Origin of the sequence: Porphyrobacter sp. AAP82, from assembly GCF_000331285.1 — a bacterium.
Lineage (GTDB): Bacteria > Pseudomonadota > Alphaproteobacteria > Sphingomonadales > Sphingomonadaceae > Erythrobacter.
The window spans coordinates 1-23553 of sequence record NZ_ANFX01000022.1; the positions used below are offsets into that span (position 1 = coordinate 1).

Genomic DNA, 23553 nt, shown 5'->3' on the forward strand with positions numbered 1-23553 from the left:
GGCAGCGCGAGTGGCCGGACCGGAGCCGGGCTCGGTGCGCCGCTCGGCGCGGGGGTGGGGCGCGCTGCGGGAACGGCGCGGGGCGGGATGGCGATGCCGGCGCGCTCGTCGGCAGGGCCGGCCGGTGCCGGGGTCGGCGAGGGGCGCGCGGGCGGCAGGCTGAAGGTCTGCTGCGCTGCCGAGGGCGCGGCGGCCAGCGTCAGGAACACGGCCAGCAGCGACGCGGCAGCGGCGCGGGCGTGGGCAGGACAGAAGGGCGGACGGGTCATGGCGCGGCGGGCTTTGGCGGAGCGGTTGAGCGGGCGGGGCAGTGCGGGGGGCAAGCCATGCGCGGGCTCCGGTGAACCCGCGCTGTCTCTCCTTAGGCAGGCTGCGAGGCGCTCGTCCAGTTCCGGCCTTGCACGGCCGGACGGAACGGGGCAACAGCGCGGCATGGAAAGCACACCCCCCTCTGCGGCTCCCCGGTTCCTCGGCCGCGACACGCCGCTGCCCGCCTCGCCGGAGGAGGCGGTGCTCGACTACGTCCCCAACCCGCGCGCGGGGCTGACCTATCTGGTGCGGTTCGTCTCGCCCGAGTTCACCTCGCTGTGCCCGGTGACGGACCAGCCCGACTTCGCGCATCTGGTGATCGACTACGTGCCGGGCGAGACCATCGTCGAGAGCAAGAGCCTCAAGCTGTTCCTCGGCTCGTTCCGCAACCACAACGGCTTCCACGAGGATGTGACGGTGGGGATCGGGGTGCGCCTGTTCGAGGAGATGCGCCCGCAATGGCTGCGCATCGGCGGCTACTGGTATCCGCGCGGCGGGATCCCGATCGACGTGTTCTGGCAGTCCGGCGCGCCGCCCGAGGGCCTGTGGCTGCCCGATCAGGGCGTGCCCTCCTACCGCGGACGCGGCTAGAGCGGAGCGCTAGAGCCCGGGCGCGCTCAGTTCGAGCTGGACGAACTTGGGGATCGACTTGTTGGCCTCACGCCACTTGGCGAGTGGGAAGGCGCCTGCACCCAGCGCCGCCAGCGGGATGCCGGCCTCGGCCAGCGAGTAGGGCGAGATGCGGTGGCGGGTCATGAACCCGCCGCTCCCGTCCGAGATCAGCGACGTCTCGAACTTCAGACCCTGGCTGTTCTCGGTGGCGTTGACGACCTTGCTGACCACCAGCTGCCCGTGGCCCAGATCAAGCACCACGTCGGTCCCGACCGGCACGCCGGCAAGCCCGTTGATGCGCGCGCCGGTCTTGGAGAGGTTCCTGAGGATCACGTCGTAGTAGTGGTCCTCGTGGATCAGCCCGACCTTGCGGAAGATGGTGATGCGCTCGGCACGGTGGCGCGGCGGGCCGCTGGGGCGGAACACGCCCGAGCCCTCGGCGAACTGGGCGAGCACCTCGCCCTGGGTGATCGGCTTGGAGTAGATGAAGCCCTGCACGAGGTCCGCGCCGCGCTCCTTGACCAGCGCCAGCTCGTCCATCGCCTCGACGCCCTCGGCGACCGTCTCCATCCCCAGCGCCTTGGCGAGCGCGACGATGGCGGCGATGATCGCGGGGTTGATGTCGCCGTTCTCGGTGCAGCCGCGCACGAAGCTCTGGTCGATCTTGATCTTGTCGAAGTGCCCGTGCTTCAGATGGCCGAGACGTTGACCGCGACGCGGATCGTCTCGGGCCAGGCCAGCGCGTCGATGCAGGCCTGCTTCAGCGCAGCCTCGCCGATGCGCACGATGAGGTCGTCGTTCTCGGCGACGGGAATGAACTGCGCCGGGCTGATGTCGCCCTCTTCGCTGTCGTGCCAGCGCAGCAGCGCCTCGAAGCACTTGACCTCGTTGGAGACCGGATCGACCAGCGGCTGGTAGGCCAGCATCAGCTCGCCCTTGTCGACCGCATCGCGCAGGCGGTCGCCGAGCATCGCGGTCTTCGAGGCCGCATCGCGCAGTTCGCTGGTGAAAAAGCAGAAGGTGCCGCCGCGGGTCTCCTTGGCGGAATAGAGCGCCATGTCGGCCGAGCGGGTCAGCTCGTCGGCCTCCACCCCGTCATAAGGCGCGACCGCGACGCCCACCGAAGTGCCGATGATCGCACGCCGCCCGTTGATCTGGTAGGGCTGACTGACCGATTGCACGATGCGGTTGGCCAGCTCGCCCAGCGTGCCGCGGTCGTCCAGGTCGGGCAGCAGCACCTGGAATTCGTCGCCGCCCAGGCGTCCGACCTCGCCATGGTTGCCGACGATCGAAGTGAGGCGCCGGGCGACCTGCTTGAGCAGCTCGTCGCCCGCCGGGTGGCCCATCGTGTCGTTGACCTGTTTGAAGCGGTCGAGATCGAGCATCATCAGCGCGCAGGAGCGCTGGCTGACGCGGAACGCGGCGAGCATCGCCGAGAGCCGCTCGCCCAGCTTGCGGCGGTTGGCGAGCCCGGTCAGTTCGTCGACCTGCGATTGCCGCGCGACCTGCGTTTCGTAGGCATATTGCGCCGAGATATCGACCGCGCTGCCGCGATAGCCCTGGAAATTGCCTTGCCCATCGAGCAGGGGGGCGACCGTTCAGGCGCCACCAGCGGGTGCTGCCGCGCGCGTCGGGCACGGCGACGATCTGCTCGTCGAGCTTGGAGCGCGCCTTGAGCTTGAAGGCGAGGCTGCGCTGGGTGGGGGCACCGGCCTCCTCCTCGATATCGTTGAAGACGCGCACGAGGGGCTTGCCGATCAGGTCCCCGGCCCCCGCGCCAAGATCGGCGAGCGCGCGCTGCGAGAGGAAGGTGAGGTTGTCCTCGGCGTCGGTCGCCCAGAACATGCCGATGCCGAGTTCCTCGACCTCACCCAGCACCACGGTACGATTGGGCGCGATGCCGCCCTTCGCCGCGCGCTTCGCGGGCGCGGCGTTTCTGGATTCGCGCAGGGTCTTGCGAAAGCCTAGCGGCATACCTCGTCCTTGCTGTGGCGTCATTCATGGTTAGGCAACCGTTACCTACCTTAAGCCGGTCGAGATTGAGAAAGCGTTACCCCCCCCCCGCGCGGCCCCCTGCGGAGCGCGCCAGACCGAGGCAGCGCAGCGGTAAAGGGCGCGGAACCCTTTACCTGAAAGACCGTTGTCGGCTGGTGAGGCGCGCGCGGCATAAAGTTTCGCGCAGCGCGCTGCACTGTGTAATTTTGCTGCATGACCGCCGGCGTTCGGGATCGCGCCGCCAGTATTGTGCATGGCAAGGGGGTGGTGTCATTTCCGTCGATACTCTGCTGGCAAGCCCGCCCGAGGCGCTGACCAATCCCGTTCGTACCCGCGCTGACTGGGAGACGATGCGCGCCGCCGCGCTCGCCGATCCGGGCGCCTTCCATGGCGAGATCGCGGGTCGCAACATGCACTGGTTCGTGGCCGAAGCCGGCGGGCCGGCGGGAGCGTGGCTCGCGCGCGGGACCGATGGTGGCTGGCACGGCTGGGACGCGGCGAGCGGTGCGCCGGTCTCGCCTGCGCTGCCTTCGGGCTTCACCCCCTGGCACACCGGTTTCGACGGCTCCAACCCGCCCCACTGGCGCTGGTTCGTGGGCGGGCGCACCAATGCCGCCTTCTCCGAGCTTGACCGCCATGTGCTCGCCGGCCACGGCGATGAAACCGCACTGGTGTTCGAGGGCGATCGCTGGGACATGAGCGCGAACGGCGGCAAGGGCGCGCCGATCGACTGCTTCACCGTCACCCGCAAGCAATTGCTGCTGGAAGTCGCCAAGTGCGCCGTCGCGCTGGAAGCGCTCGGCCTCAAGCCGGGCGACCGCATGGCGCTGAACATGCCGAGCATCGTGCCGCAGATCACCTGGACCGAGGCCGCCAAGCGCATGGGTGTGGTCTATACGGCGGTGTTCGGCGGTTTTTCCGACAAGACCCTGTCGGACCGCATCGCCGATACCGGCGCGCGGGTGATCGTCACCTCCGACGGCAGCTACCGCAACGCCCAGGTCGCCGCCTTCAAGAACGCCTATACCGATCCTGCGCTCGACAATTTCGTGCCGGTCACGACCGCGCTGGCGATCCTCGGCGGGCTCGATCTGGGCCTGCCGGACGGCGGGCATGAAACGATCCTCGAAACCGTGCGCGAGGCGCTTGCCGGAGAGATCACGGTTGACCGTTCGGACGTGATGCGCGGCGTGGGCCGGGCGCTCATCAACCTCGGCGCGGACGGGCGCATCACCAGCGCCGATGCCGCGCGGGTGCGGATCGCGATCGCCTCGAGCCTTGTCACCCTGCCGCCGCGCGTGGAAGCGGTGATCGTGTGCCGCCACACGCACCAGCCCGACATGATCTGGCGCGAGGAGCGTGACCGCTGGAGCCACGAACTGACCGACGCCGCCTTGGCAACGGTGCTGGAGAAGGCCCGCGCGGCGGGCTTTGCCGTGCAGTCGGAGGGCGATCTGCTGGCGCTTGAGGGCGCCGATTTCGTCCGGGCGATCTGGGCCTCGTCGAAGCCCGTGCCCGTCGATGCCGACTATCCGATGTTCTTCATCTACACCTCGGGCTCGACCGGCAAGCCCAAGGGGATCGTCCATTCGCACGGCTATGCCGCTGGCGTTGCCGAGACGATGGCGGCAAGCTTCGATGCGCGGCCCGGCGATACGCTGTTCGTGGTCGCCGATCCGGGCTGGATCACCGGCCAGAGCTATCTCATTTGCGCGCCCTTGATGACGCGGGTGACGAGCCTTGTCTCCGAAGGCTCGCCGGTGTTCCCCCATGCGGGCCGCTTCGCCTCGATGATCGAGCGGCACGATGTGCGCATCTTCAAGGCCGGGGTGACCTTCTTGAAGGCGATCATGTCCGACCCGGCCAACCTTGCCGAGGTGGAACGCTACGACATGAGCGGGCTGCGCGTGGCGACCTTCTGCGCCGAACCGGTCAGCCCCAGCGTGCAGGCCTTCGGGATGGAGCATGTCACGCCGCGCTACATCAATTCCTACTGGGCGACCGAACACGGCGGGATCGCGTGGACGCACATGTTCGCCAATGACGATTTCCCCCTGCGCCCCGATGCCCACGCCTATCCGCTGCCGTGGATTGCGGGTGATGTGTGGGTCGAGGACGAGGCGGGCGCCGGCGCACCTGCCCCCTTCGCGCGCGCCGATGATGGCGGCGTGCCGTGGCGCAAGGCCGATGTGGGCGAAAAGGGCGAAATCGTCATCGCCGCGCCCTATCCCTACCTCGCGCGCACCATCTGGGGCGATATCGCGGGCTTCACGGTCGAAGATGGCCGCGTCGATCCCGCCTGGCGCGGCGATGCGGCGCGCTGGGAGGAGGGCTACTGGCGGCGCTGGAAGGGCGCATGGGCCTATACCCAGGGCGATTTCGCGATCCGGCATGCCGATGGCTCATTCTCGCTCCACGGCCGCTCTGACGATGTCATCAACGTCTCGGGCCACCGCATGGGCACCGAGGAAATCGAAGGCGCGGTGCTGCGCGACAAGGCGCTGGCCCCCGATTCGCCGGTCGGCAACGTGCTGGTGGTCGGCGCCCCGCACCGCGAGAAGGGGCTGACCCCGCTCGCCTTCGTCGTGCCCGTCGCAGGCCGCAAGCTGACCCATGAGGACAAGCGCCGCCTGTTCGACCTCGTGCGCACCGAGAAAGGTGCGGTGGCGGTGCCGGCGGACTTCATCGAGGTCAGCCAGTTTCCCGAAACCCGCAGCGGCAAATACATGCGCCGCATGGTCCGCGCGCTGGTGGTGGGCGAGGACGTGGGCGACGTCACGACCCTGCGCAACCCCGAGGCGCTGGACGAGCTCAGCACCGTCATCGCCGATTGGCAGCGCAAGCAGCGCATGAGCGACGAGCAGGCACTGTTCGACCGGCACCGCTATTTCCTCGTGCAATACAATATGGTGGCCCCCGGCAAGCAGGTCGCGACGGTCACCGTCACCAACCCGCCGGTCAACGCTCTCAATGAGCGCGCGATCGACGAGCTGGTGCTGGTCACCTCCACCCTCGCGCGCGATGACAGCGTCGTCGCGGTGGTGTTCACCGGAGAGGGGACATCGTCCTTCGTCGCGGGGGCGGACATCCGCCAGATGCTCGAGGAAATCCACACGGCCGAAGAAGCGATGGTGCTCCCCAACAACGCGCACCTCGCGTTCCGCACCATCGAGAGCATGAACAAGCCCTGCGTCGCGGCGGTGCAGGGCGTGGCGCTGGGCGGCGGCATGGAGTTCGCGCTCGCCTGCCATTACCGCATCGCCGAACCCGTGGCACGCTTCGGCCAGCCCGAAATCCGCCTGCGCCTGCTGCCCGGCTATGGCGGCACGCAGCGCCTGCCGCGCCTGCTCGCCGACCGGCGCGGGGAAGAGGGCCTGCGCGATGCGCTCGATCTGATCCTCGGCGGGCGGAGCATCACGGCAGAACAGGCTGCCGCGATCGGCGTGGTCGATCAGCTGGTCGACGGCGCCGAGGATGCGCTTTCGGCCGCCCATGCGGCCGTGCGGGACTTCGTGAAGTACGGCCCGGGCAGCGCATTGGGCTTCGCCTTCGCCGAGCGGCAGGCGGCAACCGTGCGCTGGGAAGCTGCGTCCGATGTCAGCCTCGATGCGGTGCTGGAGGACGATTTCCTCCAGCGCATCCTGAGGCAGCTTGCCTGGGCGGGCCGCGATGTCGCGGGCGCGCGGGCGCTCGACGCTGTGCGCACCGGCCTTGAACATGGCATCACGCAAGGGACGCAGCGCGAGGCGCGGCTGTTCTCCGAAGCCATCGTCGACCCTGAAGGGGGCAAGACCGGCATCCGCCAGTTCATGGACAAGGTCGCGCCCCCGCTTCCCGTGCGGCGCGATGGCGTGTGGATCGACGCAGAGCACGAGATGCGTGCCCGGGCGTTGGAAGCGGCAGGCGAGCTGCTTCCCGTAGGAGCGCCGTTCTATCCCGGCGTGACCCCGATCCCGCGTCACCAATATGCCTTCGGCATCGCCCGCGATCCCGACACCGGCCAGCCCCGCTTCGGCCCGCCCGCGAGCCATGAGAAGGAGCTGATCGTCAAGACGCCCGAACCCGCGCCCAACGAGGCGCTGCTCTACATGTTGACCAGCGAGGTCAACTTCAACGACATCTGGGCGCTGACCGGCATCCCCGTCTCGCCCTTCGATGCGCACGAGGAAGACGTGCAGATCACCGGATCGGGCGGCATCGCGCTGGTTGCGGCGCTGGGCTCGGAGACGCGCGCGCAGGCGCGGATCAAGGTCGGCGATCTGGTGACGGTCTATTCGGGCACCAATGACCTGCTCAGCCCGTTGGTCGGCAATGACCCGATGTATGCGGATTTCTCGATCCAGGGCTACGAGACGGAAACCGGCAGCCACGCGCAGTTCCTGACCGTGCAGGCCCCGCAGATGCACAAGGTTCCGCCCGACCTCACGCTGGAGCAGGCGGGGAGCTATGTGCTGAACCTCGGCACGATTGCGCGCTGCCTGTTCACGACCTTGCAGATCGCACCGGGCCGGACGCTGTTTGTCGAGGGCGCGGCGACGGGGACGGGGCTTGATGCCCTGCGCTCGTCGGTGCGGACCGGCTTGCAGGTGACGGGGCTGGTATCCTCCGGGGAACGCGCCGCCTTCATCACGCAGGTGCAGGGCGCGGTGGGGGCGATCAACCGCAAGGATGCGGCGCTGGCCGACCTCTACACCGTGGTGCCCGAAGACAAGGGCGAGGCACAGGCGTGGGAAGCGGCAGGCGCGCCGCTGATCGAGGCATACAAGGCGCTGAATGGCGGCAAGCTTGCCGATTACGTCGTCAGCCATGCGGGCGAGACCGCCTTCCCGCGCAGCTTCCAGCTGCTCGCCGAAGGGGGCACGCTCGCCTTCTATGGCGCTTCCTCCGGCTACCACTTCAGCTTCATGGGCAAGCCGGGCACGGCCAGCCCCGAAGAAATGCTGCGGCGCGCGGCTCTGAGGGGCGGCGAGGCGGTGCTGATCTTCTACGGTCCCGGTTCCTCCGAGCTGCTCGATGAGACCGGGCTCGAAATGATCGAGGCCGCGCGGCGCTTCAACGCCCGCTCGGTGATTGCCACCACCACCGATGGCCAGCGCGAATTCCTGCAATCGCTGGGGCTGGAGGATGCGATCGAGGGGATCGTGAGCCTCGAATCCATCCGCCGGCGCGAAGGCGCGAATTTCCACTGGCCCGAGACCATGCCGCGCCTGCCCGATGCCAAGGCCGATATCGAGGTCTTCAAGGCGGCGGTGCGCGACTATCAGGACCGGGTGATGAAGCCCTTCGGCTCGGCGGTGGGCAAGATCCTGCGATCGCCCGACAACCCGCGCGGCAGCCCCGACCTGGTGTTCGAGCGGGCCGGGCAGGACACGCTCGGCATCTCGACCTCGCTGGTCAAGCCCTTCACCGGCCGCGTGATCTTCGCCGAGGATCTCTCGGGGTGCCGGTTCACCTTCTATGCCCCGCAGGTCTGGACCCGCCAGCGCCGCATCTACATGCCCACCGCGCAGCTCTTCGGCACGCACCTGTGCAACGCCTACGAGGTCGCGCGGATGAACGACATGATCGCGGCGGGCCTGCTCGAAGTGACCGAGCCCGAGGTGGTGCCGTGGGACGGCCTGCCGCAAGCGCATCAGGCGATGTGGGACAACCGGCACACCGGATCGACCTATGTCGTCAACCACGCGCTGCCCGAACTGGGCCTCAGAAGCCGCGACGCGCTGCTGGAGGCGTGGGCTGCTGCACAATCCGCCGGGGAACCGGGCAGCTAGCTCACGCATTGCATTTCTTGAAACGTTCTTCCCTCTCCTCCCCAGAGAATGAACGAAACGCAAAGCGAAGCGCGGCTTCGCGGTAATTCTGTGAGGAGAGAGCTTATGGCCAAATCGAAAGCCGCCGCCGCTGCGCCCGCCTTGCAGGGCGATGTTCCGGGCCGTCTGGCAGGCAAGATTGCCGTCGTCACCGGTGCTGCCGGCAATCTGGGCGGACATATCGTCACCCACTACCTTGCCGAAGGCGCAACCGTGGTGATGACGGGGCGCACCCCCGATCGCACCGGGGCAGCGGCCGAGGCGCTCCTCAAGGTGACCGGGGCCGATCCCGCGCGGCTCGCCACGGTGGCGCTTGATGGCGGCGATATCGCATCGGTGCGCGCCGCGATTGCCGAGGTGGTGGGGCAGTTCGGGCGGATCGACATTCTGGTAAACAACGCCGGGAGCGCCGGGCCGAAGCAACCGATCGAGAACCTGCCGCTTTCGGCCGAGGAACTCGCCGCGCTCCAGAAGACCGGCAGCACCGACAGCGAGACCGTGGGCGACGCGCTGCGCAACATCTTCGGCGTCGCCTGGAACGTCGCGCGGGTCGCAGCCGAGCACATCCCCGAGGGCGGCTCGATCATCAACGTTTCGACCATCTTCAGCCGCACGCCCTATTACGCTCGCGCCGCCTATGTCGTCCCCAAGGCGGCGATGAACGCGTGGAGCCGCGAACTCTCGCTGGAACTCGGGCCGAAGGGCATCCGCGTCAACCTCGTCTATCCCGGCCCGATCGAGAGCGAGCGCATCCGCAACGTCTTTGCCGCCATGGACAAGGCACGCGGCGATGAGGCGGGCACCACCGCGACGCAGTTTTTCGACATGATGAGCCTCGAACGGGCCACGGGCGGCAACGACAAGGCCAAGACCTTCCCGACGCCGACCGACATCGCCACCACCTGCGTCTTTCTCGGCTCGGACGAGAGCGCGGCCTATAATGGGCACGATTTCGAGGTCACCCACGGGATGAGCGTGCGCAAGGAACAGCGCTCGACCTACCTTGCGCGCCCGACGATGCGCTCGATGGACGGCACCGGCCTTGCCGTGCTGGTCGCGGCGGGGGACGACTGGGAGGAGGCGCTCGAAATCGCGCAGGTGCAGCTGGCCTGCGGGGCCGAGGTCGTGCTCGGCCTGCCGCGCGCGGCCGATGTGGCCATCGCCGAGAAGCGCTGCGCCGCGCTCGGCCTCTCCGACAAGCTCGCGATCATCCGGTTCAGCCGCAAGGATCCCGCAGCGATGGAAGCCGCGCTCGAGGATTACACCGCGCGCGGGACGCCCGTCAGCGGCGCACTGTTCCTGCCGGCGCTGGGTGCGGGCGAGTTGTCGGGCGCGATCACTGCTGCCGACGACTCGGTCGTCGAGGCGCTGATGGATGCCGAACTCGCCGGCAACCTGGCGCTCGCGCGCACCATGAGCCGCTACTGGAAGCGCCACGACAACCTGCTCCAGCCGCCGCGCTTCGTCTTCGTCAGCCACAAGAGCGACGGCAAGGGCGACATCTACGGCCACATCCTGCGCGCCGCGACCGAACAGCTGATCCGCATCTGGCGCGACGAGAGCGAGATCGACACCGCCCATGGCCGCCGCCGGCAGGCCGAGTGGGGCAACCAGATCGTCCGCTTCACCAACACCGAAGGCGAGAACATCCGCTTCACCGCCGGCCACGCCGCGCGCATTCTGCTGAAGGAAAGCAAGCTCGGCGAGATCACGCTCTATGTCCCCGCCAATATCGGCGAGGCGACGGGGGCGCGCAAGGCCATGCCGGGCTTCTCCGAGAATATCACCGGGCTGCATCTGGGCAAGGTCGCGCTGATCACCGGCGGTTCGGCCGGGATCGGCGGTCAGGTCGCGCGTTTGCTCGCATTGGCGGGCGGCAAGGTGATGATGGTCGCCCGGCGCGAGAGTGAGCTTGCGGTCGCGCGCGCCAGGATCGTCTCCGAACTGGAGGACATCGGTTTCGCCGGGGTCGAGCGGCGGGTGCAGACCCTCGCCAATGTCGATGTCAGCAATTTCGAGAGCCTGAAGGGCGCGGTCGACGCCACCCTCAAGGCCTTCGGACGGATCGATTACCTCATCAACAACGCAGGCGTTGCCGGCGCTGAGGACATGGTCGTCGACATGGGGGTCGACGCCTGGAACTACACGCTCGATGCCAACCTCGTGTCGAACTACTTCCTGATGCACCACGTCGCCCCGCTGATGAAGGCGCAAGGATCGGGTTACATCCTCAACGTCTCGTCCTATTTCGGCGGGGAGAAATATCTCGCGGTCGCCTATCCCAACCGCGCTGACTATGCCGTGTCCAAAGCCGGGCAGCGCGCGATGGTCGAGAGCATGGCGCGCTATCTGGGACCCGAGGTGCAGTTCAACGCGATCGCGCCGGGCCCCGTGGATGGTGATCGCCTGTCGGGCACCGGCGGCAAGCCCGGGCTGTTCGAGCGGCGCGGCAAGCTGATCCTCGAAAACAAGCGCCTCAACGCCGTCCACGCCGCGGCGATCAAGGCGATCCGGCGCGGGGTGCGGGTCGAGGCGGTGCTGGCGCGGCTCGCGCGCAATGACACCGTCAAGATGAGCCATGACACCAACAACCCGCACGAGCTGCGCGAACTGGCGCTGGCCTGCGCGCGCGAGGGCGATGGCGCCTGCTCCTGGGACCAGTATCTGCTCACCCCCGCCATCGCGGCGGCACTGATCGGCCGCCTGCGCCAGGCGGGTCTGTTCCTCGATGCGCCCGAATGGTCCGAGCGGCCCGCCACGCCCGAAAGCGATGCCGACTGGCTGCTGCGCGTACCGCCCGAGGATGCGCCCTTCCTCCCCGCCGACAAGATCGCGGTGGAGGCGGGCAAGGTCGGCACTGGGGTCCTCTCGAAGCTCTACCTCGGCAAGATGCCGACCGAGCATGACGTGGCGCAGGCGACGGTGTTCTTCCTTGCCGACCGCGCCGTCTCGGGCGAGACCTTCATGCCCTCGGGCGGGCTCTCGGTCGAACGCTCGACCACCGAGCGCGAGCTGTTCGGCAGCCCCAAGCAGGAACGGCTCGACCAGATGCGCGGGAAAACGGTGTGGATCATCGGCGAGCACTTGGCCGATTACCTCGCCGAAACCGCGCGCGCCTTCATCGAGGATTGCCATGTCGCCAATGTCGTGCTGGTCACCCGCAGCACCGAAGCCTTCGAGGCGGTCAAGGCGCAGCTCGAACCCGAGACCGCCGAGGCGCTGACCTCGCTGGTCAAGTCCGCCGACATCGAAGCCGCGATGGACGAGGCGCTGACCTTGTGGGGCAAGCCGACGACGATCCTTTCGACCCCGATGTCGGCGCTGCCCGGCAAGCTGTTCGGCGCGGACGATCCGCTGACGCCGGAGGAGTTCCGCACCGTGGTGGCCGACAACCTCACCCACCACTTCCGCGTCTCGCGCCGCGCGTCTCTGTATGATGATTGCCAACTGGTGCTGACCAGCCCCGACGTGGCGATGGGCGACAAGTCCCCGGCCTTCGCGCTCGCGAATTTCATCAAGACCACGCTCCACGCCTTCACCGCCACGCTCGCCGTGGAGAACGAGCGGCTGGTGCATGATGTGCCGGTCAACCAGATCAACCTCACGCGCCGCGTGCAATCGGAAGAGCCGCGCGATCTCGATGAGCATCTCGAAGAGGTCCGCCGGTTCGCCCGCGCGGTGCTGCTGGTCGGCGCGCCGCTGCCCGATGCCGAGGATTCGCGCTACCGTGCGCGGATCTACCGCGGCATGTCGATGACGGTCTGAGCCGAGCATCGGGGGGATGATCCAGTACCTGCCCTTCGAAAAGCCGATCGAGGCGCTCGACCGGCATGTGGCGGAGCTTTCCGCCCATGCCGAGGGCACCGAGGAGGCGCGGATGCTGCGCGAGCGGGCGGACAAGCTGCTCGCCGATACCTATGCGCGCCTCTCCCCGTGGGAGCGCACGCTGGTGGCCCGGCATCCGCAGCGGCCGCGTTTCGAGAAGCTGGTGGCCGGGCTGTTCAGCGCGTTCCTCTCCATCGCGGGGGATCGCACCTTCGGGGACGATCAGGCGATCATCGGCGGCTTTGCGCGCTTTGAAGGCCGCAAGGTGATGGTGATCGGCCACGTCAAGGGCGAGGACACGCCGGGGCGCCTCAAGCACAATTTCGGCATGGCCCGGCCCGAGGGCTACCGCAAGGCGATCCGGCTGATGGAACTGGCCGATCGTTTCGGCCTGCCCGTGGTGACGCTGGTCGATACCCCCGGGGCCTTCCCCGGGGTCGACGCCGAGGCGCGCGGACAGGCCGAGGCCATCGCCCGTTCGACCGAAGCCTGCCTTGCCCTGGGCGTGCCGCTGGTCGCGGTCATCATCGGCGAGGGCGGATCGGGCGGGGCAGTGGCGCTCGCGGCGGCCAACCGCGTGCTGATGTTCGAACATGCGGTCTATTCGGTGATCTCGCCCGAAGGCTGCGCCTCGATCCTGTGGCGCAGCAGCGCCCAGGCGGCGACCGCTGCCGAGGCGATGCGGGTGACGGCGGGCGATCTGCTCAAACTGGGGGTGATCCACCGCATTGTCTACGAACCGCGCGGCGGCGCGCACCGCGATCATGGCGAGACGGTGAAGCGCCTGACGCTGGCGCTGCGCTCGGAGCTCGATACGCTGGCCGCGCTGACGCCCGCAGAGCTGCGCCGCGAGCGCGAGGAGTTTTTCCTCAGGCTCGCCTGAGCCTCAGAACAGCACGTTCGCGTAATCGATCGCGGTCCCCCCGGCGGGCAGGCTGATCCGGTCGCCATCGCGGCTGATGCGGATCTGGCCGCCATATTCCTCTCCGGTGCCCTCGAGGAACACGCTCTCCACCATCGCGAAGGGGATCGGCGGGATGGTGTGGTAGAAGACCAGCATCCGCGCATCCGCCATCCTGGCGACTTTGGCAGCTTCGACGGGGCTGGCGTGATAGCCCGGGATATCGGCCATCACCTTGGCGATCGGCGCGGAACCGTTGCGCTGCGCCGCCTCGCGCATCCGGCCGACCAGCTTGCGGTCGAGCGCCTCGTGGAACAGCACATCGACGCCCTTGGCGGCGCGGGCAAGGCGCGGGTCGAAGGCGGTATCGCCGCTGATCGCGATTGCGCGTCCCTTGTAGTCGATGCGGTAGCCATAGGCGTCCTTGGCCGGATCGTGGCTGACGCGGATCGCGGTGACAGTGAGCGCGCCCTTCCTCAGCACCACCACGCTATCGGTGCCGGGCGGAATGACGATTTCCTGCGGGGCCAGCCCTGCGCCGGCCAGATCGGCGATGTCGCGGCCGTGGTGCGCGGTGCGGTAGCTCGCGTCGAGCGCATAGGCGCGGTTGAAGCCATCCGCGACACCGATGGTCCCCGGCGGTCCCGAGACCGGCAGCGGCGTGTGCCGCGCGCCCTGCACCCAGCTCTGCACCATCAGCTCGCCGAGGCCATCGAAGTGGTCGGAATGGAGGTGGGTGAGGAACAGGCGCTCGGTCTTGCCCACCGGAAAGCCCATCCGCCCGAGCACCCGCATGCTCCCCGACCCCACATCGAAGATCAGCTTCGTCTCGCCCGCGATCACCGCGATGCAGGCGCCCGCGCGGCGCGCATCGGCCATCGGCGAGCCTGTGCCGCACAGATAGGCGTGGAGGCCGTCGGGGAGGGCGGCGCTGGGATCGGTGCCGACATTGGCATCGATCACCCGCCCGGCGAGATGCATCGCGATCGGCCGCTCGAAGAGCTTGAAGACCCCGGCGCCGATTGCGGCGAGGCCGAGAACGGCAAGCAGGATGTGGGCTTTGCGGCGCATGATGTCATCTCCCCCGGGGCCGGGCCGTGCGCGGCGCGCTTGCCGCGGTGTCCAGCCAGTCGGCCGTGATCTTGCCTTTATGGCCCTCTGGCGCAAGGCTTGCGCGCAGCGCCTCGAGCAGCGGCGGCAGGCCTTGCGTGAAGGCATAGGGCGGATTGACGATGAACAGCCCCGCGCCGTTGTAGATGCCCGGCTGGTCGTCATCGTAAAGCCAGTGCTCGACATTGAGGAGCTTGGGCGCCCCGATCCGGCCGAGCTTGTCCTTCCAGCGCGCATGGGCGGCGCGGTCCTTGAGCGGATACCATATCACCGTCACGCCGTGCGCCCACTTGCGCTGTGCGGCAGCGAGGGTGGCGGTGATGCGGGCGCGCTCGTCGGTCTGCTCGTAGGGCGGATCGACCACCACCAGCCCGCGCGGGGTGCGGGTCGGAAGCATCGCCAGCCACAGCTCGTAGGCATCGCGCTGGTGAATGGCGGCGGGCGTCCCGCGCATCGCGGCGCGCAAGGCGCCGGCGTCCTCGGGGTGCTTCTCGTTGAGGATCAGGCTGTCCTGCGGGCGCAGGAGCCCGGCGAGGAAGCGCGGACTGCCGGGATAGAACCGCGGTTCGGCGCCCTCGTTCACGGCGCGCACGGCGGCGCGGTAGTCATCGAGCAGCGGGTCGGCAGCGGCACAGGCGCGCAGCACGCCGCCGGCCGCCTCGCCGGTGCGCCCGGCCTCCTCGCCCGCGAGATCGTAGAGCCCGCAGCCCGCGTGGGTATCGATCAGCGTCAGCGCGCTGTCCTTGAGCTGGAGCGCGCGGACCAGCGCGATCAGCAGGGCGTGCTTGACCACGTCCGCGCTGTTGCCGGCATGGAAGGAGTGGCGGTAGTTCATGCCGCGATTTGCGCGAAGGCCCCCGGCATGATCCCGGCGAGCGTCCAGTCGCCCACCGACCAGCGCACCAGCCGCAAGGTCGGCAGGCCGACCGCTGCGGTCATGCGCCGCACCTGCCGGTTGCGCCCTTCGCGGATCGTGATCCGCAGCCAGCTGTCGGGCACGGACTTGCGCACGCGGATCGGCGGATCGCGCGGCCACAGGTCCGGCGGATCGATGCGGGCGACACCGGCGGGAAGGGTCATGCCGTCCTTCAGCCGCACCCCCTTGCGCAGCGGCTCGAGCGCGGCGTCCTGGGGATCGCCCTCGACCTGCACGAGATAGGTCTTGGGCAGCTTGAAGCGCGGTTCGGCGATGCGTGCCTGTAGCCTGCCATCGTCGGTCAGCAGCAGCAGCCCCTCGCTATCCCGGTCAAGCCGCCCGGCCGGATAGACGCCGGGCACCGCGATGAAGTCCGACAGCGTCGCGCGCCCGGCGGGCGCGTTGCGGTCGGTGAATTGCGAGAGCACGCCGAAGGGTTTGTTGAACAGGAGCAGCCGGGCCATCGCGCGCCCATAACCGCGGATCGCGGCGATGTCTAAATGTCGCGAGACTGAAGACGGAAATGTCAGGTTTTCAGAATATTTAGCGTCTCTCGAAGCCCCCAGAGCGGCGCGCAGAAAATCCACGCTTTCCTGAGCTTCTGCGGTATCCTGCACACAAACGATGGTGCCGGCTGTCGGAATCGAACCAACGACCTGATGATTACAAATCAACTGCTCTACCAACTGAGCTAAGCCGGCACATGGCGTCAGGGGGCAGGCCTTAATCCTAGAGCGCGCCGAAAGTCCACCCTTCGGTGCAGGCGATCTGCGGGGTGAGGGCCTTGGGGTGCCACAGTTCGCCGATGGTGTGCACCCGGCGCAGCCACGCCGCGGTGAGGAGCGCGTCGGAGGAATGGTCGTCGATCGCGCCCGTGCCGGCGACGGGGGGCGATCCCAGCGCGCCGAGCGCATCGCCCAGCGCCGCGTAGCTTCGCACCTTGGTTGCCGTCCCTGTCACCCCGCCGAGGCGGGCGGCCATCGAGGTGTAGATCTCGGTCACCACCGAGCCTTCTTGCGGAAGCGGATCGACCGGCCAGACCGGCAGACGCGGCCCGAGGCGGTGGAGCATGCGCATCCCCGTGAGGCTCGACTTGCCGACCTGCGCTGCGCCCACGAGGTTGAAATTGCTCACCGGCCGCACGCCCTGCTGGCGCTGGGCGTGTTCGGCGATACGGAAGCGGCCCTCGCGGGTGGCCGCGCCAGGCAGGAGGAAGCGGTCGCCGGTCGCCCCCGCGCCGTGGCGGAAATAGCGCGCGGCCTCGGGATGGGCGAGGAACCCGCCGGCCTCGAGGTGCGGGTCATCCGCGCACAGCGCGTCGATCAGCGCCCACAGCGCGCGCGCGTCGGCGGGCGAGGCGTCCCAGCCGGGGAAAAAGGCATCTGCGTCCGCGTGAGGCAGCGAGATCCCGAGATCGAGGCCGATGAGGGTCGGCACCTTCAGCCCCGCGAGCAGCGCCAACACCTCGGCTCTCGCCCAGCCGCGCGGATCGGGCGGGGCGAGCAAGGCCGGAGGGCCTCCCTCGACATTGGCCACCGCCACGGCGATCCCCTTCTGGCGAGGCCCCTTGGCACCCGACCAGTCGACCGCGAGGAACTGCGCGAAGCGGGGTGTCACGGGCAGGGGCCGGGCGCGATCCGCCAGCTTGCGCTTTCCGCGGCGTGGAAGGTGCTCTGGCCGGACGCGAAGGCCTCCGGGCTCAGTTCCTGACCGTCGAAGGCGATGGTGACGCAGGATTCGCCCTTCCAGCCGACGACTGACCAGTCACCGATCCGGTCCGTGAAGACGGCAGGCTCGACAAAGACGACATCCTCGCCTACTCCTTGGCGCTGGGTTGTCCCACCGCCGATTTGCACAGTGCCCTCGGCGCGCACTTCCCACACGGCGAAGCCGCCGAGCGCCCCGAAGTCCGGGAATTCGACGGCGGCAAGGCGCGTCCCGCCCGGCGAGAACACCGGCCTGACCCCCGTTTCGATCGCCGTGCCCTCGCCGGCGCGATCGAAGATCGAGTAGCCGGTTGCCTCGTAAGCCTCCCACGCCCAGCCAAGCAGGCGATCCTCGCGCAGCCATGCCATGTCGGTGACGGCGTAGGTTCCGACGTGGTTTTCGCAGATGGTCGTGCCCGCCTGAGTGAGCAGCGCGAGTTCGAGCGCGCTGGCCTTTACGATGCCGCGGAAAGCCTTGGGGATGGCAACCGGGTCGGCAGACAGCGGCGCATTGGGATGATGCACATGTTGCGCATCACAGCGGGCGATATCGGGTCCGGCGGCGGCGCTTCGTGCGGGCGGGGCTGCTGCCGCATTGACCGGAGGCGCGGCTGGCTCTTCCTTGCATCCGGACAGGCCCAGCACCGCGAGGGCGAGGACCGGGGCAAACCGCTTCATCACCGCTTGCACCTCGGCACCGCCGGCAATGTCGATGCCGGCGCGTGGGCCTGCCGGATCGTGTCCTGCACCCGCTCGGGATCGGGGCTGGCAAAGCGCACCAGCACCGCGCCGTAGCTCTCGTAATGCGGGGTCTGCCAGAAGGTCGCAGGGCCGGTCGCCATCAGCATCTCGGCGGCGGCGATGTCGATGTGGAGCACGAAGGAGGCCGCCCCCTTCACCGCGGGCTTGCCGTAGCTTTTTGCCAGCACGGTCCCCGGCAGGGTGAGCGCGAAATCGCGCGCCGCCTCCCTGCTGTCCAGCGCGCCGCTCATCCGCGCTCGCCCCGCAGCTTGTCCCAGTAATCGAGGCGCTTCCTCACCTCGCGTTCGAAGCCGCGCTCGACGGGCGCGTAAAAGGTTTCCGGCGCCATGCCTTCGGGCCAGTAATTGTCGCCCGAAAAGCCCTCAGGCGTGTCGTGGTCGTAGGTGTAGCCCTTGCCGTAGCCGAGGCTCTCCATGAGGCCGGTTGCCGGGTTCACGATGTTCATCGGCGGCATCAGGCTGCCGGTTTCCTTCGCCGCCTTCCATGCGGCCTTCTGCGCCAGATAGGCGGCGTTCGACTTGGGGGCGGTGGCAAGATAGAGGCAGGCCTGCACCAGCGCCAGTTCCCCCTCGGGGCTGCCGAGGAAGCGGTAGGCCTCCATCGCCGCCATGCATTGGGGCAGGGCCTGCGGATCGGCCATGCCGATATCCTCCACCGCCATGCGCACCAGCCGCCGCGCGAGGAACAGCGGCTCCTCGCCCGCCACCAGCATCCGCGCCAGCCAGTAGAGCGCCGCCTGAGGATCGCTGCCGCGCACCGATTTGTGGAGCGCCGAGATAAGGTTGTAGTGCCCGTCGCGGTCCTTGTCGTAGACAGCGACACGGCGCTGGAGGAACTGGCCGAGCGCGGGTGGATCGAGCGGCGCCGCGAGCCCGGCCGCATACAGGGTCTCGGCCTGTCCCAGCAGGAAGCGCCCGTCGCCATCGGCTTGCGCGATCAGCGCGGCGCGCGCTTCGGGGTCGAGGGGGAGGGGGCCTTCGAGGTCTTCGGCCTTGGCCAGCAGGGCGGCCAGCGCGCTCTCGTCCAGCCGGTTCAGCACCAGCACCTGCGCACGGCTGAGGAGCGCCGCGTTGAGGGCAAAGCTCGGATTTTCTGTGGTCGCCCCCACCAGCGTCACCACGCCGCGCTCGACATAGGGGAGGAAGCCGTCCTGCTGCGCGCGGTTGAAGCGGTGGATCTCGTCCACGAACAGCAGCGTCTTGCGGCCGGCCCTGGCCATCTTCTCGGCCTCGGCGAAGGCCTGCTTCAAGTCGGCAACGCCCGAGAAGACCGCGCTGATCGCGGCATAGCGCATCCCCACGCTATCTGCGAGCAGGCGCGCGATCGAGGTCTTGCCGGTGCCGGGCGGGCCCCACAGGATCATGCTCGACAGGCGGCCCGCCGCCACCATCCGTCCGATCGCGCCGCCGGTGAGGTGCTCCTGCCCGACCACTTCGGCCAGGGTCTGCGGGCGCAGCCGGTCGGCGAGCGGCGCGTCGTCGCTCGCAATGTCGCGCGGGGCCTCGGGGGCGTCTTGTCCGAACAGGTCAGCCATTGGTCGGACGTGATAGGCTGCCGGGCGGAAAAGGAAACCACCCGCCTGCGCGGCTCTTGTAAAGATAGGTCTAAGATATATCTTAAACGTATCGCTGATAGAGGCGAGGAGGAATGATATGACCTGGAACCGGTATGGCCGCGGTGGCGGCTGGGAAAAACTCGCCGAAGCAATGGCGACGATGGCCATGAACGGGGCAATGAACGGAAACACCGGTTTTGGCGGCCCCGGCTTCAAGATGCGCGCGCGCTTCGACGAGGATTTTCCGCGCGGCCGCGAGGCTGAAGGCGAAGACGGCGGGCCGGAGGGCTACCGTGGCCGCCGCGGCCGCCGCGGGCGGATGTTTGCGCAGGGCGAACTGCGCCTCGCACTGCTCGCGCTGATCGCCGAGAACCCCTCGCACGGTTATGAACTGATCAAGGCGATCGAGGAAATGACCGGCGGCGATTACGCCCCGAGCCCGGGCGCGGTCTACCCGACGCTCCAGCTTCTCGAAGACGAAGGCGCGATCGAGGAAGCCGAGGCCGAGGGTGCGAAAAAGCCCTTCGCCGCGACGGCCGAGGGCCACGCCGAGCTCGACAACCGCAAGGACGAGGTCGAGAGCCTGATGCGCCGCCTCGGCCGCCACGGCGAACGCACCACCACCGTGCGCTCGCACGATGTGTTCCGCGCGATGGGCAACCTCGGCAGCGTGCTCAAGAACCGCGCGCGGGCAGGCAAGCTCGACGAGCGCACCATCAACGAGATCGTCGACATGATCGACGAGATGGCCAAGCGCATCGAGCGCCTGTGACCTGACGGGATGCGCTGTTGCAGCGCATGCAATCAAGGCATATTCTCTTCCCCGTCCGGGTCGCAGCGGATGGGGGAGGGGAAGCCCGTGACTGATGTTTCTGCAAGCCGCATCGCCACGCCGTGGCATCTGTGGGTGGTGGGGGTGGTGACCCTGCTGTTCAACGCGATGGGCATCGTCAGCTATCTGACGACCAAGCTCGGGATGCTCGAGCAGATGGGTCTCACCCCCGAACAGATCGCCTTCATGGAGAGCTATCCGGCATGGATCGGCGCCTTCTGGGCGCTGGGCGTGTGGGGTGCCTTTGCCGGATCGGTGCTGCTGCTGGCGCGCTCGCAATGGGCGGCGGGGGCGATGGGCGTGGCGCTGGTCGGGCTGATCGGGACGACGCTGGGCAATTACGTCGTGCTCGATGTGCCCGCCGCAATGCAGGCCCCCGCGCTCGATATCGCGATCTGGGCGGTGACGCTGTTCCTGCTGTTCTATGCCCGCGCGATGGCGGGCAAGGGCGTGCTGCGATAATCAGGCGCGCGCCGCCCTCAAGTAGCGGAGCGGTAGGGCGACAAACACGCCCTCAAGTAGCGGAGCGGTAGGGCGAAAAACACGCCCTCAAGGAGCGGAGCGGTAGGGCGACAAACACGCCCTCAAGGAGCGGAGCGGTAGGGCGACAAACTACGCCTTTCGCCGTTCCTCGACCAGCCGGACATAGGTCTCGGCGACCACGGCGTTGATCGCTTCCCACGAATATTCGCAGGCCCGCGTCTCGCCCGCGCTGCCGTGCGCGGCGCGCAGGGAGCGGTCGCTGCAATAGGGCGCGAGCGCCGCGGCGAATGCTGCCGCATCGGCGGTCTTGCTGTCCGAGGGCGCGACCAGCCGGCCCGTCACCCCGTCAGCCACGAGGCTCGCGCTGCCGGTTGCGCCGGCGGCGACCACCGGCAGCCCGCTCGCCATCGCCTCGAGAGTGACGTTGCCGAAAGTCTCGGTCACGCTCGGGTTGAAGAACACATCCCCGCTCGCGAGCGCCTGGCCCAAGGCCTCGCCGGTCTTGAAGCCGGCGAAGATGCCGCCGGGCAGGTTGGTCTCGAACCAGCCGCGCGCAGGGCCATCGCCGATCACCAGCACCTTGTGGGCCGCGCCCGCCTCGCGCAGCCGCGCGGCGGTTTCGGCAAAGACATCGAGGCCCTTTTCCATCACCAGCCGGCCGAGGAACACGATCGCGACGTCATCATCGCCAAGGCCGAGGCTGCGGCGCCATTCGGGATCGCGGCGCGCGCTCGAGAAGATCGTGCGGTCCACCCCCCGGCTCCACAGCCCGATGCGGGTGTGCATTCCCATCGCGGCAAGCTCGTCGATCATCGACTGCGAGGGCGCGACCAGCGCATCGCAGCGGTTGTAGAAGCGCTTCAGCCCCTTGACGATCAGCGGTTCGAGGAACGCCATGTTGTAGTAGCGCGGATAGGTCTCGAAGCGGGTGTGGACGCTGGCGAGCACCGGCAGGCCGCGCGCCCGCGCCCAGCGCAGCGCGGCATGGGCGGCCGGATCGGGCGAGGAGAGGTGGACGATATCGGGCGCGAAGGCCTCCAGATCGCGCCGCACTGCGGCGCCGAGCCCGGTCGGCAAGCGGTATTCGCCGCGGCCCCGCACCGGCATCGGCACATTGGGCAGGCCGACGAGATCGCCGGTCGGGGCGAAATCGGGGTTGGCGACCTTGGGCGAATAGACCCGCACCTTGGCGCCCTTGGCGAGCAGCGAGCCGACGAGGCGGTTCAACGCCTGGTTGGCCCCGTCGCGGGTGTAGTTGTAGTTGCCGCTGAACAGGGCAATGCGCAGATCGGAAATGTCCATGGCGCCGCCCCATTAGGCGAGGCCGCGCGATATTGCGAGAGGGAGTGTGGCGCCGGTCGCTCGCCGTGCTTGCCGTGGGACGTGGGCTCAAGCGCGGTCGCAGCCCCTTTCTTCATTGACTTGTCACGGCCTGCCTCTAAAGCCGCTCACGGGCCACGCGGTCCCAACGCCGCGCGTGCTCTCTGCAAGGAGAGAATACATGACTGAATATGTTCGCGGGCTCGCGCATGAGCCGTCGCTGAAGCCTGAGCGCCCCTTCTTTTCCTCGGGCCCCACGGCAAAATTCCCCGGCTGGTCGCTCGACAAGCTCAAGACCGAATCGCTTGGCCGCTCGCACCGTTCGAGCCTCGGCAAGGCGCGGCTGAAATATGCGCTCGATCTCAGCCGCGAACTGCTCGGCATTCCCGACGATTACCTGATCGGCATCATGCCCGCCTCGGATACCGGCGCGATCGAGGCTGCGATGTGGGCGATGCTCGATCCCGCGCGCCCCGTCACGGTCGCGGCGTGGGAGAGCTTCGGCAACGTCTGGATCCAGGATGCGGTCAAGCAATTGAAGCTGCCCAACCTCCAGGTCCTGACCGCCGACTACGGCCAGATCCCCGATCTCACCACCATCCCGCAAAGGAATGACGTGGTGTTCACCTGGAACGGCACGACGAGCGGCGCCAAGATCCCGAACACCGACTGGCTCGAAGCCGGGCGCGAGGGCGTGACCATCAACGATGCCACCAGCGCGATCTTCGCGATGGAGATGGACTGGCCCAAGCTCGATGCCACCACCTATTCGTGGCAGAAGGTGCTGGGCTCGGAAGCGCAGCACGGAATGCTGATCCTCTCCCCCAAGGCGATCGAGCGGATCGAGAGCTATGATCCCGCCTGGCCGCTGCCCAAACTGTTCCGCATGAAGAAGGGCGCAAAGCTCAATCGCGGCATCTTCGAGGGCGAGACGATCAACACGCCTTCGATGCTGGCGACCGAAGATTACATCGCCGCGCTCGAATGGGCCAAGTCGATCGGCGGCCGCAAGGCGCTGATCGCGCGGGCCGATGCCAACGCGCAGTTGGTCAAGGACTGGATCGAGGCGACGCCGTGGCTGCGCAACATGGCCGCCGACCCCGCGCTCCAGACCAACACCGGCGTGTGCATGGTCTTCCAGGGCGACTGGTACGAGACCCTGTCCGACGAAGACAAGGCCGCCGTTCCCAAGAAGATCGTCAAGCTGCTCGAGGAACGCAACGTCGGCTTCGACTTCAACGGCTACCGCGATGCGCCGCCGTCCTTGCGCATCTGGTGCGGCTCGACCGTCGAGCAGGAGGATCTGAAGCGCCTCCTGCCGTGGATCGAATGGGCCTACGAGAAGGTCAAGAACGGCTGAGGCCGTCGCAATTGGCGTCGCCCCGGACGGGATCCGGGGCCGCTCTCCCCAATGCCC

18 protein-coding genes, 1 tRNA gene and 1 pseudogene are annotated in these 23553 nt (G+C 68.3%); 8 read left to right on the top strand and 12 right to left on the bottom strand.

All coding sequences use genetic code 11. From position 1 onward, the window contains the following. Nucleotides 1-269: pseudogene (locus D620_RS0106870) on the bottom strand (hypothetical protein); the annotation flags it as partial. 163 nt (nt 270-432) lie between these two features. Between D620_RS0106870 and queF the strand changes: the two are divergent. Next, nucleotides 433-900 carry a preQ(1) synthase gene (gene queF, locus D620_RS0106875; protein ID WP_017665064.1) on the top strand — a complete coding sequence of 156 codons (468 nt, stop codon included), beginning with the start codon at nt 433-435 and terminating at the stop codon, nt 898-900. A 9-nt stretch (nt 901-909) separates the two neighbouring features. Here queF and D620_RS16355 read toward each other — a convergent pair whose 3' ends face one another. Continuing rightward, nucleotides 910-1569, bottom strand: a complete 660-nt coding sequence (locus D620_RS16355) for an EAL domain-containing protein (protein WP_026092009.1) — start codon at nt 1567-1569, stop codon at nt 910-912. 41 nt (nt 1570-1610) lie between these two features. After that, entirely contained in the window at nt 1611-2507 is an 897-nt protein-coding gene (locus D620_RS16360; protein WP_155800063.1) for a putative bifunctional diguanylate cyclase/phosphodiesterase, read from the bottom strand. Between D620_RS16360 and D620_RS16365 the strand changes: the two genes are divergently transcribed. The 4 genes from D620_RS16365 to D620_RS0106905 all read left to right on the top strand — a co-directional run bounded on the left by D620_RS16365 (nt 2488) and on the right by D620_RS0106905 (nt 13434). Then, on the top strand, nt 2488-2889 hold the full coding sequence (locus D620_RS16365; protein WP_017665065.1) for a hypothetical protein: 402 nt from the start codon (nt 2488-2490) through the stop codon (nt 2887-2889). The genes D620_RS16360 and D620_RS16365 overlap by 20 nt on opposite strands. 233 nt (nt 2890-3122) lie before the next feature. Then, nucleotides 3123-8687, top strand: coding sequence for an AMP-binding protein (locus D620_RS0106895; RefSeq protein WP_324603061.1), 5565 nt, complete (start codon nt 3123-3125; stop codon nt 8685-8687). Nucleotides 8688-8792: 105 nt separating this feature from the next. Beyond that, the gene (locus tag D620_RS0106900) at nt 8793-12491 is read left to right on the top strand and encodes an SDR family NAD(P)-dependent oxidoreductase (RefSeq protein WP_017665067.1); all 3699 of its coding nucleotides are present in this window, start codon (nt 8793-8795) and stop codon (nt 12489-12491) included. 16 nt (nt 12492-12507) lie between these two features. Next, a complete protein-coding gene (locus tag D620_RS0106905; protein ID WP_017665068.1) occupies nt 12508-13434 on the top strand; it encodes an acetyl-CoA carboxylase carboxyltransferase subunit alpha in 927 nt (308 codons plus the stop codon). Between the two features lie 3 nt (nt 13435-13437). Here D620_RS0106905 and D620_RS0106910 read toward each other — a convergent pair whose 3' ends face one another. The 8 genes from D620_RS0106910 to D620_RS0106945 form a co-directional block, all read right to left on the bottom strand. After that, a complete protein-coding gene (locus D620_RS0106910; protein WP_017665069.1) occupies nt 13438-14523 on the bottom strand; it encodes an MBL fold metallo-hydrolase in 1086 nt (361 codons plus the stop codon). Between the two features lie 4 nt (nt 14524-14527). Further along, nucleotides 14528-15397, bottom strand: coding sequence for a 23S rRNA (adenine(2030)-N(6))-methyltransferase RlmJ (locus D620_RS0106915; RefSeq protein ID WP_017665070.1), 870 nt, complete (start codon nt 15395-15397; stop codon nt 14528-14530). Further along, on the bottom strand, nt 15394-15942 hold the full coding sequence (locus D620_RS0106920) for a pseudouridine synthase (RefSeq protein WP_017665071.1): 549 nt from the start codon (nt 15940-15942) through the stop codon (nt 15394-15396). The genes D620_RS0106915 and D620_RS0106920 overlap by 4 nt, the downstream gene beginning before the upstream one ends. Nucleotides 15943-16103: 161 nt before the next feature. Further along, nucleotides 16104-16179 (bottom strand) — tRNA-Thr (locus tag D620_RS0106925). 28 nt (nt 16180-16207) lie between these two features. Beyond that, complete coding sequence (locus D620_RS0106930) at nt 16208-17095, bottom strand: hypothetical protein (RefSeq protein WP_017665072.1); 888 nt, start codon at nt 17093-17095, stop codon at nt 16208-16210. Then, nucleotides 17092-17862 carry a hypothetical protein gene (locus D620_RS0106935; protein WP_017665073.1) on the bottom strand — a complete coding sequence of 257 codons (771 nt, stop codon included), beginning with the start codon at nt 17860-17862 and terminating at the stop codon, nt 17092-17094. The genes D620_RS0106930 and D620_RS0106935 overlap by 4 nt, the downstream gene beginning before the upstream one ends. After that, the gene (locus D620_RS0106940) at nt 17862-18176 is read right to left on the bottom strand and encodes a hypothetical protein (RefSeq protein ID WP_017665074.1); all 315 of its coding nucleotides are present in this window, start codon (nt 18174-18176) and stop codon (nt 17862-17864) included. The genes D620_RS0106935 and D620_RS0106940 overlap by 1 nt, the downstream gene beginning before the upstream one ends. After that, nucleotides 18173-19480 (bottom strand): replication-associated recombination protein A, encoded by a 1308-nt coding sequence (locus tag D620_RS0106945; protein WP_017665075.1) that lies wholly within the window; start codon nt 19478-19480, stop codon nt 18173-18175. The genes D620_RS0106940 and D620_RS0106945 overlap by 4 nt, the downstream gene beginning before the upstream one ends. A 118-nt stretch (nt 19481-19598) precedes the next feature. On the opposite strand from D620_RS0106945, the gene D620_RS0106950 reads away from it, so the two are divergent. Further along, nucleotides 19599-20273: a PadR family transcriptional regulator gene (locus D620_RS0106950; protein WP_017665076.1), complete on the top strand. Its 675-nt coding sequence runs from the start codon at nt 19599-19601 to the stop codon at nt 20271-20273. Between the two features lie 87 nt (nt 20274-20360). Next, nucleotides 20361-20795, top strand: coding sequence for a hypothetical protein (locus D620_RS0106955; RefSeq protein WP_026092014.1), 435 nt, complete (start codon nt 20361-20363; stop codon nt 20793-20795). Between the two features lie 150 nt (nt 20796-20945). Here the strand turns inward: D620_RS0106955 and D620_RS0106960 are convergent, their stop codons facing one another. Further along, the gene (locus tag D620_RS0106960) at nt 20946-22118 is read right to left on the bottom strand and encodes a glycosyltransferase family 4 protein (protein WP_017665078.1); all 1173 of its coding nucleotides are present in this window, start codon (nt 22116-22118) and stop codon (nt 20946-20948) included. Nucleotides 22119-22317: 199 nt separating this feature from the next. Here D620_RS0106960 and D620_RS0106965 point away from each other — a divergent pair, with 199 nt between their 5' ends. Continuing rightward, nucleotides 22318-23496 (top strand): phosphoserine transaminase, encoded by a 1179-nt coding sequence (locus tag D620_RS0106965; protein ID WP_017665079.1) that lies wholly within the window; start codon nt 22318-22320, stop codon nt 23494-23496. Nucleotides 23497-23553: the final 57 nt, after the last annotated feature.

Excerpts from the sequence above, each read along its gene's own strand:
- D620_RS0106900 (WP_017665067.1), top strand. The coding sequence starts at position 8,793 with ATGGCCAAATCGAAAGCCGCCGCCGCTGCGCCCGCCTTGCAGGGCGAT.
- D620_RS0106935 (WP_017665073.1), bottom strand. The coding sequence starts at position 17,862 with ATGAAGCGGTTTGCCCCGGTCCTCGCCCTCGCGGTGCTGGGCCTGTCC.
- D620_RS0106960 (WP_017665078.1), bottom strand. The coding sequence starts at position 22,118 with ATGGACATTTCCGATCTGCGCATTGCCCTGTTCAGCGGCAACTACAAC.
- D620_RS0106945 (WP_017665075.1), bottom strand. The coding sequence starts at position 19,480 with ATGGCTGACCTGTTCGGACAAGACGCCCCCGAGGCCCCGCGCGACATT.
- D620_RS0106915 (WP_017665070.1), bottom strand. The coding sequence starts at position 15,397 with ATGAACTACCGCCACTCCTTCCATGCCGGCAACAGCGCGGACGTGGTC.
- D620_RS0106940 (WP_017665074.1), bottom strand. The coding sequence starts at position 18,176 with ATGAGCGGCGCGCTGGACAGCAGGGAGGCGGCGCGCGATTTCGCGCTC.
- D620_RS0106905 (WP_017665068.1), top strand. The coding sequence starts at position 12,508 with ATGATCCAGTACCTGCCCTTCGAAAAGCCGATCGAGGCGCTCGACCGG.
- queF (WP_017665064.1), top strand. The coding sequence starts at position 433 with ATGGAAAGCACACCCCCCTCTGCGGCTCCCCGGTTCCTCGGCCGCGAC.
- D620_RS0106910 (WP_017665069.1), bottom strand. The coding sequence starts at position 14,523 with ATGCGCCGCAAAGCCCACATCCTGCTTGCCGTTCTCGGCCTCGCCGCA.
- D620_RS0106920 (WP_017665071.1), bottom strand. The coding sequence starts at position 15,942 with ATGGCCCGGCTGCTCCTGTTCAACAAACCCTTCGGCGTGCTCTCGCAA.
- D620_RS0106950 (WP_017665076.1), top strand. The coding sequence starts at position 19,599 with ATGACCTGGAACCGGTATGGCCGCGGTGGCGGCTGGGAAAAACTCGCC.
- D620_RS0106965 (WP_017665079.1), top strand. The coding sequence starts at position 22,318 with ATGACTGAATATGTTCGCGGGCTCGCGCATGAGCCGTCGCTGAAGCCT.